Annotated in this window: 11 protein-coding genes; 8 read left to right on the top strand and 3 right to left on the bottom strand. The window is 39.9% G+C overall.

Annotation, left to right across the window (positions count from 1 at the left end; genetic code table 11):
- The 5 genes from CJ239_RS11740 to CJ239_RS06555 all read left to right on the top strand — a co-directional run.
- On the top strand, nucleotides 1-472 hold a 472-nt coding region (locus tag CJ239_RS11740), incomplete at its 5' end, for an LPXTG cell wall anchor domain-containing protein (RefSeq protein WP_180958231.1).
- 287 nt (nucleotides 473-759) lie between these two features.
- Complete coding sequence (locus tag CJ239_RS06570; protein ID WP_102210965.1) at nucleotides 760-1521, top strand: elongation factor Tu; 762 nt, start codon at nucleotides 760-762, stop codon at nucleotides 1519-1521.
- Between the two features lie 18 nt (nucleotides 1522-1539).
- Nucleotides 1540-2457, top strand: a complete 918-nt coding sequence (gene glyQ / locus CJ239_RS06565) for a glycine--tRNA ligase subunit alpha (RefSeq protein ID WP_000038733.1) — start codon at nucleotides 1540-1542, stop codon at nucleotides 2455-2457.
- Nucleotides 2458-2680: 223 nt separating this feature from the next.
- Entirely contained in the window at nucleotides 2681-4717 is a 2037-nt protein-coding gene (gene glyS, locus CJ239_RS06560) for a glycine--tRNA ligase subunit beta (protein ID WP_102211020.1), read from the top strand.
- Nucleotides 4718-4758: 41 nt separating this feature from the next.
- The gene (locus tag CJ239_RS06555; protein WP_084926903.1) at nucleotides 4759-5016 is read left to right on the top strand and encodes a DUF896 family protein; all 258 of its coding nucleotides are present in this window, start codon (nucleotides 4759-4761) and stop codon (nucleotides 5014-5016) included.
- Between the two features lie 114 nt (nucleotides 5017-5130).
- Here CJ239_RS06555 and CJ239_RS06550 read toward each other — a convergent pair whose 3' ends face one another.
- The 3 genes from CJ239_RS06550 to CJ239_RS06540 are packed head-to-tail and all read right to left on the bottom strand — an operon-like array spanning nucleotide 5131 to nucleotide 7982.
- Nucleotides 5131-6375: an NAD(P)H-dependent oxidoreductase gene (locus tag CJ239_RS06550; RefSeq protein ID WP_102210964.1), complete on the bottom strand. Its 1245-nt coding sequence runs from the start codon at nucleotides 6373-6375 to the stop codon at nucleotides 5131-5133.
- A gap of 18 nt (nucleotides 6376-6393) precedes the next feature.
- Nucleotides 6394-6999 (bottom strand): NADPH-dependent FMN reductase, encoded by a 606-nt coding sequence (locus CJ239_RS06545; protein WP_102210963.1) that lies wholly within the window; start codon nucleotides 6997-6999, stop codon nucleotides 6394-6396.
- A 59-nt stretch (nucleotides 7000-7058) separates the two neighbouring features.
- On the bottom strand, nucleotides 7059-7982 hold the full coding sequence (locus CJ239_RS06540; RefSeq protein WP_102210962.1) for an FAD:protein FMN transferase: 924 nt from the start codon (nucleotides 7980-7982) through the stop codon (nucleotides 7059-7061).
- Between the two features lie 307 nt (nucleotides 7983-8289).
- Here CJ239_RS06540 and nox point away from each other — a divergent pair, with 307 nt between their 5' ends.
- From nox to pdxT, 3 genes are all read left to right on the top strand, one after another.
- Nucleotides 8290-9669, top strand: coding sequence for a H2O-forming NADH oxidase (gene nox, locus CJ239_RS06535; RefSeq protein WP_045607178.1), 1380 nt, complete (start codon nucleotides 8290-8292; stop codon nucleotides 9667-9669).
- Between the two features lie 151 nt (nucleotides 9670-9820).
- Nucleotides 9821-10696: a pyridoxal 5'-phosphate synthase lyase subunit PdxS gene (pdxS, locus tag CJ239_RS06530; RefSeq protein WP_000138517.1), complete on the top strand. Its 876-nt coding sequence runs from the start codon at nucleotides 9821-9823 to the stop codon at nucleotides 10694-10696.
- Nucleotides 10697-11278, top strand: a complete 582-nt coding sequence (gene pdxT, locus CJ239_RS06525; RefSeq protein ID WP_102210961.1) for a pyridoxal 5'-phosphate synthase glutaminase subunit PdxT — start codon at nucleotides 10697-10699, stop codon at nucleotides 11276-11278.
- Nucleotides 11279-11288: the final 10 nt, after the last annotated feature.

The following is an 11288-nucleotide window of genomic DNA, read 5'->3' as shown; positions in this document are numbered from 1 at the left end:
TAATCCAACTAAACCAGTTGTAACGATTAATCCAGTTAATCCAGCTAAACCGGTTGTAACGATTAAACCAGCTAATCCAACTAAACCAGTTGTAACGATTAAACCAGCTAATCCAACTAAACCAGTTGTACCAGTTAAGGCAGTTAATCCAGCTAAACCAGTTGCATCGATTAAGCCAGTTTCTCAAGTGCAACCTGTTAAATTAGTAAGTCACAATAGACAAGTCTCAACTATTAAGCCTTCAATTAGCAATGATAAAATTGAGAAAACTCCATCAATTATAGAAGCTAATCATGAGAATAAAACACTAGCTGGAAGTGGTCAACAAGTGCTTTTAGCTACAGTCAACAAAGAAGGAAAACAATTACCAGCCACTGGTGAGAATAACATGATTTCTATTATTCTAAGTATTTCAGGAATTTCTCTCTTATTGTCAGTTATTGGACTTGCAACTTTTTCAAAAAGTGAGTAGAGAATACTATACATCTTTCAATAGTTTTTGATTTACAGTATGTTACAATTCTGATATAATAGTCAGCAGGAAAGAAAGTCTTATGGCGTTCTTCAAGCGAGCTTGGGATAGTGGGAGCCAAGTAGGACAAAATAAAGAGCTGGCACTTTCTGTAGTATTTTCAAAAGCAATGAAGTAATAAATTAGGGTGGAACCGCGTTTCTGACGCCCCTAGGTTAAATCAACCTAGGATTGTCGGACGCGGTTCTTTCGCTTATTCAATCTATTATGTGAAAGAAAGGAGAGACGTGGAAAATCTTTATTTTGTAAAAGACGATAGTCAACTAGCTGCATTTCGTGATTTTGTAGTAAGAAATACTGAAAAGTTGAAAGCTTATCAATCTTTTTTAAAGAATGAACTTGCAGTCTGTGATTTACCGCAAGCCGTTATTTGGTCAAGTTTTAATGCTGCTACACAGATTATTAGGGAAAGCGCTGTTCCAGCCTATACAAATAATCGACGAATGGTTATGACGCCTGATTTAGCTGTTTGGAAAGAGTTGTATTTGCATCAGTTGATGGACTACGAGTGTTCTCAGCAAACTCAAGCAATAGAAAGTCACTATCATTCTTTATCTGAAAATTTCCTCTTACAGATTGTAGGACATGAGTTGGCTCATTGGTCGGAGCATTTTTTAGATGATTTTGATGGTTACGACTCTTATATCTGGTTCGAAGAGGGGATGGTTGAATATATTAGTCGCAAGTATTTCTTGACAGAAGAGGAATTTCAAGCGGAAAAAATTTCTAATCAATCTCTCGTAGAACTTTTTCAGAAGAAGTATGGTTGGCATTCATTGAATAATTTTGCTTCTTCGACTTATGATAAGAACTATGCAAGTATTTTTTACGAATACTGGCGTAGTTTTTTGACAATAGATAAGTTGGTAGAAAATCTAGGTAGTGTACAAGCGGTCTTAGATTCTTATCATATATGGGCAAATACAGATAAAACTCTTCCCTTGTTAGATTGGTTTGTTCAGCAGAAATTAATTGAAAAAGAAATATAAAAACTAAAGGAGAAAACAATGTCTAAAAAATTGACTTTCCAGGAAATCATCCTTACTTTGCAACAATTTTGGAATGACCAAGGTTGTATGCTCATGCAGGCTTATGACAATGAAAAAGGTGCGGGGACAATGAGTCCTTACACTTTCCTTCGTGCTATCGGACCTGAGCCATGGAATGCGGCTTATGTAGAACCATCACGTCGTCCTGCTGATGGTCGTTATGGGGAAAACCCTAACCGTCTTTACCAACACCACCAATTCCAAGTGGTTATGAAACCTTCTCCATCAAATATCCAAGAACTTTACCTTGAGTCTTTAGAAAAATTAGGAATCAATCCTTTGGAACACGATATTCGTTTTGTTGAGGACAACTGGGAAAATCCATCTACTGGTTCGGCTGGTCTTGGTTGGGAAGTTTGGCTTGATGGGATGGAAATTACTCAATTCACTTATTTCCAACAAGTTGGTGGATTGGCAACTGGCCCTGTGACTGCGGAAGTGACCTATGGTTTGGAGCGTTTGGCTTCTTACATTCAAGAAGTTGATTCTGTCTATGATATCGAGTGGGCCGATGGTGTAAAATACGGAGAAATCTTTATCCAGCCTGAGTACGAGCACTCAAAATATTCGTTTGAAATTTCGGACCAAGAAATGTTGCTTGAAAACTTTGATAAGTTTGAAAAAGAAGCTGGTCGTGCTTTGGAAGAAGGCTTGGTTCACCCTGCCTATGACTATGTTCTCAAATGTTCACACACCTTTAACCTGCTTGACGCGCGTGGTGCTGTATCTGTAACAGAGCGCGCAGGTTATATCGCACGTATCCGTAACCTGGCCCGTGTCGTAGCCAAAACCTTTGTCGCAGAACGCAAACGCCTAGGCTACCCACTTTTGGATGAAGCAACACGGGCTAAACTCTTAGCAGAAGACGCAGAATAAAGAGAGTGACAAATTACGAAAATGAGCGAACAGAGTGAGCCCTGAGCCAGTTGCCGCAGTGATGAATGTATCCTTAGTAAAGCTAAGGATACTAGGCAAAATTGGAGACTTTTGGCTCCAATTTTAGCAATGAAACAACGAAGTTGGTTGCTTGCGAGCCCATCACATAAGGCAAACTGGAAAATAAAAAGATAATTTTCGGAGAAAAAACATGACAAAAAACATGACAAAAAACTTATTAGTAGAACTCGGTCTTGAAGAATTACCAGCCTATGTTGTCACACCAAGTGAAAAACAATTAGGTGAAAAAATGGCAGCCTTCCTCAAGGAAAACCGTCTGTCTTTTGAAGATATTCAAACCTTCTCAACACCACGCCGTTTGGCTGTTCGAGTTACTGGTTTGGCAGACAAGCAGTCTGATTTGACAGAAGATTTCAAGGGTCCAGCAAAGAAAATTGCCTTGGATAGTGATGGAAACTTCACCAAAGCAGCTCAAGGATTTGTCCGTGGAAAAGGCTTGACGGTTGAAGATATTGAATTCCGTGAAATCAAGGGTGAAGAATATGTCTATGTCACTAAGGAAGAAGTTGGACAAGTAGTTGAAGTTATTGTTCCTGGTGTTGTAGATGTCTTGAAGTCACTGACTTTCCCTGTCAGCATGCACTGGGCTGGAAATAGTTTTGAATACATTCGTCCTGTTCACACTTTGACTGTTCTTTTAGATGAAGAAGAATTTGACTTGGATTTCCTTGATATCAAGGGCGGTCGTGTGAGCCGTGGTCATCGTTTCTTGGGACAAGAAACTAAGATTCAGTCAGCATTGAGCTATGAAGAAGATCTTCGTAAGCAGTTTGTAATAGCGGATCCTCGTGAACGTGAGCAAATGATTGTTGACCAAATCAAAACAATCGAAGCTGAACACAGTGTACGTATCGAAATTGATGCGGACTTGCTTAATGAAGTCTTGAACTTGGTTGAATACCCAACTGCCTTTATGGGAAGTTTTGATTCCAAATACCTTGACGTTCCAGAAGAAGTCTTGGTGACTTCGATGAAGGAACACCAACGTTATTTTGTTGTCCGTGATCAAGATGGTAAACTCTTGCCAAACTTCATTTCTGTTCGTAATGGAAACGCAGAGCATTTGGAAAATGTTATCAAAGGAAATGAAAAAGTCTTGGTCGCTCGCTTAGAAGACGGAGAATTCTTCTGGCGTGAAGACCAAAAATTGGTTATTTCTGACCTTGTTGAAAAATTAAACAATGTAACCTTCCATGAGAAGATTGGTTCCCTTCGTGAACACATGATTCGTACGGGTCAGATTGCTATTCTCTTGGCAGAAAAGGCTGGTTTGTCAGCGGATGAAACGATTGACCTAGCTCGTGCAGCAGCCATTTACAAGTTTGACTTGTTGACAGGTATGGTTGGCGAATTTGACGAGCTCCAAGGAATTATGGGTGAGAAATATGCCCTTCTTGCTGGTGAAACTCCAGCAGTGGCAGCCGCTATTCGTGAACACTACATGCCCACATCGGCTGAAGGAGAGCTTCCAGAGAGCAAGGTCGGTGCAGTGCTTGCCATTGCAGACAAATTGGATACGATTTTGAGTTTCTTCTCAGTAGGTTTAATTCCATCAGGTTCTAATGACCCTTATGCCCTTCGTCGTGCAACTCAAGGTGTAGTTCGTATCTTGGATGCCTTTGGTTGGCACATTGCTATGGATGAGCTGATTGATAACCTTTATGCTTTGAAATTTGACAGCTTGACTTATGAAAATAAGGCAGAGGTTATGGACTTTATCAAGGCTCGTGTTGATAAGATGATGGGGTCTACTCCAAAAGATATCAAGGAAGCCGTTCTTGCAGGATCAAACTTTGTTGTGGCGGATATGTTGGAAGCGGCAAGTGCTCTCGTAGAAGCAAGCAAGGAAGAAGACTTTAAACCATCTGTTGAATCACTTTCTCGTGCCTTTAACTTAGCTGAGAAGGCAGAAGGAGTTGCTACAGTTGATTCAGCTCTCTTTGAGAATGAAGAAGAAAAAGCCTTGGCAGAAGCAGTAGAATCACTCGTTTTGTCAGGGACTGCCAGTCAGCAATTGAAACAGCTCTTTGCTCTTAGCCCAGTCATCGATGCCTTCTTTGAGAATACTATGGTTATGGCCGAAGATGAGGCAGTTCGTCAAAATCGTTTGGCAATCTTGTCGCAATTAACCAAGAAAGCAGCTAAGCTTGCTCGTTTTAACCAAATTAACACTAAATAAAATTTGATAAACGGACTTTATCTTATCAAAAAGGAGAATAAATGGATCCGAAAAAAATTGCTCGTATTAACGAGCTTGCCAAAAAGAAAAAAACAGAAGGCTTGACACCAGAAGAAAAAGTTGAACAAGCCAAACTACGTGAGGAGTACATCGAAGGTTATCGTCGCACTGTTCGTCACCACATCGAAGGGATCAAAATTGTGGACGAAGAAGGAAACGATGTTACACCAGAGAAACTACGTCAAGTCCAACGTGAAAAAGGTTTACATGGCCGTAGTCTCGATGATCCAAATTCATAATAAATATTCTTTCTTTTAACAAAGATAGATAAAATAATACCAAAAGACTAGCAGTTTGTGTTTGCTAGTCTTTTTTTGCTAAAAAAGGAACCAAGATGGTTCCTAAAACTACTATTAGTTGCTTGCACCAGATGTAGCGTCTGCGCCACCACCGTGGCCTCCAGCATCACCTGCATCAGAAGCTCCAGATGTAGCATCTGCATCGCCGTGACCATGTCCGCCAGCAGATGCTACAGCATTTCCACCAACTAGACGTTGACCAGTTGTTTCTAAGTACCAATCAAGCCATGGTTGGAAATTAAAGATGATTTCATTAATTCCAGCATATGAGCCATCTGGATAGTACATTGCTTTATAGTTATGAGTATTAATTACACCTTCTGGTTGTCCCGGAACAATTGTACGAACATACTCTTGATCACCATTACGTAATACGCCTACAACCCACTCAACGTTTTTCATTCTTGCAGGTGGTAGAGAAGCATGTACTGTTCCTAGTCGGCTACCTGCTTGAACTCGCACACGTTTACCATACATTGTGTTTGGATCTTGGTGGGCGTTATTGTAGTACAAGAATTGGTTATTATCATCCGCATATGTCAACTCAAATGGCATTGCTTTCAAGAACATATCAATTTGGTTAACTGTCAAGATACCGTGGTCTAATTTAACGTAAGTATCTCCAGAAACAGCTCCAACAAGCTCAGCTGCTTTTTCTACCCATTCAGGATCATCAGGGTCAACTCCTTGAATGGTAGTTGCAATTGGATTTGTACAATATAAATCTTCTGGTGCGATTGGTTTTGGTTTTTTCAATTTTGAAACGACTCCCACATATTTTACAAAGTTGTCTAAACATGTTTCAAGGAAATTAATAGTTCCTTCATTTGTGATATTCCCATTAACATCAAAGGCTTCTTTAGCTTTACCGAGAAGGAATTCATTTCCTGGAAGTGTGTAGGCATTGACACCTGGAGCGTCAAGAATCTTACGAAGGTGAACTTGGGCACGAGAAGTACCTTGGTCGTAGTAAGATGCTCCCACAATCATGACTGGTTTGTTTTCAAATGGATGAACTTCGTATGAAAGCCATTCAAGAACAGATTTTAGGGAAGCTGAGATTGTGTGGTTGTGCTCAGGAGTAGCGATGATAACACCATCAGCACGAGTAATTTTGTTATATAAATAACGTAATTGGAAACTTTCGTCCCATTTTTCGTCTTGGTTAAACATTGGAACTTCGTCAATTTCAAGAACTTCTAATTCAAATTTAAGTTTGAAGTGACGACGGATGAATTCCAAGAGTTTACGGTTATATGATTGATCGTAGTTTGATCCTACAAGTCCAACAAATTTCATTCTTTTTGGTCTCCTATCTTACAAATTTTCCCAGTCAAAGTCTTCAGCATCTTTGCGAAGTAGTTCTTGTGCGTTACGCAATTTTTCTGTGATTTTTACAAAGATACGGAAGTCGTCAAAAGTGGCATCCAGTTTTTTGATAACATCAAGATCTACTAGGTCTCCACTTGGGGTGAAGGCTTGAAGAGAATGTGAAAGCAAGAATTCATCTGGAAGGACACTTGCTTTAATTTCTGGAGCATTCAAGATTTGGCGAAGTTGTAATTGAGCACGTGATGAACCAAGCGTACCATATGAAGCACCTGTAATCATGATTGGTTTGTTCAAGAGTGGGTAGATACCGTAAGACAACCAAGCAAGAGCGCTCATCAAAACAGCTGGGATAGAGTGGTCATACTCAGGAGTACCGATAATAACGCCATCTGCCTCTTCAATTTTAGTAGCAATTTCCAGAATTTCAGCAGGTACTTGCTTGTCTGCTGGTTTGTTGAAGACAGGAATGTCTTTAATTTCAACAAGTTCAATTTCAGCTTTTTTAGCAAAGTGTTTTTGCATGTATTGAAGCAATTGACGGTTTGTAGAACGTTTTGAATTTGTTCCAACAATAGCAATAAGTTTTAACATGAGATTTCCTTTCTCTTTTTACATAATACGATTTTAAAACTCCATTGAAACATCTGTTTCTATAGAGTAGGAATTCCTGAAGAACAGCTTAGGTGACCTTCCTTATCGATGAGGATGGCTTCTATGCCCTCCAAACTTTCGACTTGCCAAAGGATAGAAGCGGGTCTTTCTCCAAATAGACGAGTTGTCCATATTTCACCATCGACTGATTTATCAGAGATGATTGTCAGACTAGCTAGTTCCGTTTCAATAGGATATCCTGTTTGGCTGTCAAAAATATGATGGTAATCTTTTCCATCGACAGTCAGGTGACGTTCATAAATACCTGAAGTCACGACAGATTGATTGACAACAGGGATAGTCATTAAGTGATTTCCCCTCGGATTGGCTGGGTCTTGAATCCCAATTTGCCAAGGCTGATCCCCTCTTGCCTGATTTTTTCCAATGGTCAGGATATTCCCTCCCAGATTGATTAAGGCAGAAGTCACTCCCTCTTCTCTCAGAAATTGGGCAACCTTATCTGCACTATAGCCCTTGGCTAAACAACCTAGATCGATCTTCATTCCTTTCTGTTTCAAGAATACAGTGGAAGTAGAAGAATCTAACTCGATATACTGAGGATTGATTAAAGGTAGCACAGATTCAATTTCTTGAGGTTGCGCAACTTTAGCATCTGAAAAACCGATGCGCCAGGTTTGAATCAAGGGACCAATGCTGATGTTGAGATGACTAGAGGGCGCTAGGCTATGTTCTAATCCAAGTGAAATCAGTTCGGACAGGTCTGGATGAACCTTGACTGGAGCTATTCCAGCTTGATGATTGATTTCCATCAACTCAGATTTTTGGCTATTGGCATTGAAGCGGTATTCAAGTTCTTTGAGCAAATCAAAGGATTTTTGGAGCAAGATATCGGCTCGCTCATCCACTAATGAAATAGTGATAGTAGTCCCCATTAGTCGTTCGGAATGTGAACTAAGAGGCAAGCTATCAACTCCTTTCTCTTATGAAAAGAAGGTAAAACATAGTGAATTAATATTAAATTTAATCCCTTACATTTTCTTTCCATGATACTAGCATACCATAAAGTCAGCGTTTTCACAAATAAAATTTGTAAAGATGTCAAGAAATATGCTCACGGAATGAAGAAAAATTGCAAGAATCCGTGTTAAGATACAGATTGTTTACAATTTTTTACAAAAAAATCGGGAAAATTAGTTAAACTCTTGTAAACGCTAACAGTAAATGTTATACTAGAAGAGTAAATTTAAAATTGAAGGTAGGAATTTTTCTATGAGTAAAATCGTTGTAGTTGGTGCTAACCACGCTGGTACAGCATGTATTAATACCATGTTGGATAATTTTGGTAATGAGAACGAAATCGTTGTATTTGACCAAAACTCTAACATCTCTTTCCTAGGATGTGGAATGGCCCTTTGGATTGGTGAACAAATTGACGGTGCTGAAGGCTTGTTCTATTCTGATAAAGAAAAATTGGAAGCAAAAGGTGCTAAAGTTTACATGAACTCACCTGTTCTTTCAATTGACTATGATAACAAAGTAGTTACTGCAGAAGTTGAAGGAAAAGAGCACAAAGAATCATACGAGAAATTGATTTTCGCTACAGGTTCTACACCAATCTTGCCACCAATCGAAGGTGTTGAAATTGTTAAAGGAAACCGCGAATTTAAAGCAACTCTTGAAAACGTACAATTTGTGAAATTGTACCAAAATGCTGAAGAAGTGATCAATAAACTTGCTGATAAGAGCCAACACCTTGACCGTATTGCCGTTGTTGGTGGTGGTTACATCGGTGTTGAACTTGCTGAAGCCTTTGAACGTCTTGGAAAAGAAGTTGTCCTTGTTGATATCGTTGATACTGTCTTGAACGGTTACTATGACAAAGACTTCACACAAATGATGGCGAAGAACTTGGAAGACCACAACATCCGTTTGGCTCTTGGTCAAACTGTTAAAGCAATCGAAGGTGACGGTAAAGTTGAACGCTTGATTACTGATAAAGAAACTTTCGACGTGGATATGGTTGTTCTTGCAGTTGGTTTCCGTCCAAACACAGCACTTGCTGATGGTAAGATTGAACTCTTCCGCAACGGTGCTTTCCTTGTAGACAAGAAACAAGAAACATCTATCCCAGGCGTTTACGCTGTAGGTGACTGTGCAACTGTTTATGACAATGCACGTAAAGACACTAGCTACATCGCACTTGCTTCAAATGCTGTTCGTACTGGTATCGTTGGTGCATACAACGCTTGTGGACATGAATTGGAAGGAATCGGTGTGCAAGGTTCAAACGGTATCTCAATCTACGGTCTTCACATGGTTTCAACTGGTTTGACTCTTGAAAAAGCTAAAGCTGCTGGTTACAACGCAACTGAAACAGGCTTTAACGATCTTCAAAAACCAGAATTTATGAAGCATGACAACCATGAAGTTGCCATCAAGATTGTCTTTGACAAAGATAGCCGTGAAATTCTTGGTGCACAAATGGTTTCACACGATTCTGCAATCAGCATGGGAATCCACATGTTCTCACTTGCTATCCAAGAGCATGTGACAATCGATAAATTGGCATTGACAGACCTATTCTTCTTGCCACACTTCAACAAACCATACAACTACATCACAATGGCTGCCCTTACAGCTGAAAAATAAAAATAAATGAGCTATCTGGCCTTAAGTTAAGGTCAGATAGTTTTTAGTCAATCTGTACCCATACAATTATGATTTTTTTATCTTGTGGTTCATCCTTTTCTGACTTAAAATGAAATAGTAGCTACCAATATAAATAATGAGGATAAAACAAATGACTGAAAATCGTTATGAATTAAATAAAAACTTGGCACAGATGCTCAAGGGTGGGGTTATCATGGACGTTCAAAATCCTGAACAGGCCCGTATTGCAGAGGCTGCTGGTGCGGCAGCTGTTATGGCCTTGGAACGGATTCCAGCTGATATTCGTGCAGCTGGTGGGGTTTCCCGTATGAGTGATCCAAAGATGATTAAGGAAATTCAAGAAGCGGTTAGCATTCCAGTAATGGCCAAGGTCAGAATCGGGCATTTTGTTGAAGCTCAGATTTTAGAGGCTATTGAGATTGACTATATCGATGAGAGTGAGGTTTTATCTCCAGCTGACGACCGTTTCCATGTGGATAAGAAAGAATTTCAAGTTCCTTTTGTCTGTGGAGCTAAGGACTTGGGAGAAGCCTTGCGTCGTATTGCTGAAGGAGCTTCTATGATTCGTACCAAAGGAGAACCAGGTACAGGAGATATCGTTCAAGCTGTTCGTCATATGCGTATGATGAATCAGGAAATTCGCCGCATTCAAAACCTACGTGAGGATGAACTTTATGTTGCTGCCAAGGACTTGCAAGTCCCTGTAGAATTGGTTCAATACGTCCATGAACATGGAAAATTGCCTGTTGTAAACTTTGCGGCTGGAGGCGTTGCAACGCCAGCAGATGCTGCGTTGATGATGCAATTAGGGGCAGAGGGTGTCTTTGTCGGTTCAGGTATTTTTAAGTCAGGAGATCCTGTTAAACGAGCAAGTGCCATTGTCAAAGCGGTAACTAATTTCCGAAATCCTCAAATATTGGCTCAAATCTCTGAAGATTTAGGAGAAGCCATGGTTGGTATCAATGAAAATGAGATTCAAATCCTCATGGCTGAGCGAGGAAAATAGATGAAAATCGGAATATTGGCCTTGCAAGGGGCCTTTGCAGAACATGCAAAAGTACTAGAACAATTAGGTGTCGAGAGTGTTGAAATCAGAAATTTAGATGATTTTCAGCAAGATCAGAATGACTTGTCTGGTTTGATTTTGCCTGGTGGGGAGTCTACAACCATGGGCAAGCTCTTACGTGACCAGAACATGCTGATTCCCATTCGAGAAGCCATTCTATCTGGTTTACCAGTATTTGGAACTTGTGCAGGCTTGATTTTGCTGGCTAAGGAAATCGCTTCTCAAGAAGAAAGTCATCTTGGAACTATGGATATGGTGGTCGAGCGCAATGCCTATGGACGTCAATTAGGAAGTTTCTACACGGAAGCAGAATGTAAGGGAGTCGGTCAGATTCCAATGACCTTTATCCGTGGTCCAATTATCAGTAGTGTTGGAGAGGGTGTAGAAATTCTAGCAACAGTTGATAATCAAATCGTTGCAGCCCAAGAAAAAAATATGCTGGTAACTTCTTTTCATCCAGAATTGACTGATGATGTTCGCTTGCACCAGTACTTTATCGAAATGTGTAAAGAAAAAAGTTGAGATTGAATTT

Source organism: Streptococcus sp. UMB0029 (genome assembly GCF_002871495.1).
Lineage (GTDB): Bacteria > Bacillota > Bacilli > Lactobacillales > Streptococcaceae > Streptococcus.
This window is presented reverse-complemented; position numbering and strand designations above follow the sequence as displayed.

Coding starts and splice junctions, on each gene's coding strand:
- pdxT (WP_102210961.1), top strand. CDS start 10,697: ATGAAAATCGGAATATTGGCCTTGCAAGGGGCCTTTGCAGAACATGCA.
- nox (WP_045607178.1), top strand. CDS start 8,290: ATGAGTAAAATCGTTGTAGTTGGTGCTAACCACGCTGGTACAGCATGT.
- CJ239_RS06545 (WP_102210963.1), bottom strand. CDS start 6,999: ATGTTAAAACTTATTGCTATTGTTGGAACAAATTCAAAACGTTCTACA.
- CJ239_RS06550 (WP_102210964.1), bottom strand. CDS start 6,375: ATGAAATTTGTTGGACTTGTAGGATCAAACTACGATCAATCATATAAC.
- CJ239_RS06555 (WP_084926903.1), top strand. CDS start 4,759: ATGGATCCGAAAAAAATTGCTCGTATTAACGAGCTTGCCAAAAAGAAA.
- pdxS (WP_000138517.1), top strand. CDS start 9,821: ATGACTGAAAATCGTTATGAATTAAATAAAAACTTGGCACAGATGCTC.
- glyQ (WP_000038733.1), top strand. CDS start 1,540: ATGTCTAAAAAATTGACTTTCCAGGAAATCATCCTTACTTTGCAACAA.
- glyS (WP_102211020.1), top strand. CDS start 2,681: ATGACAAAAAACTTATTAGTAGAACTCGGTCTTGAAGAATTACCAGCC.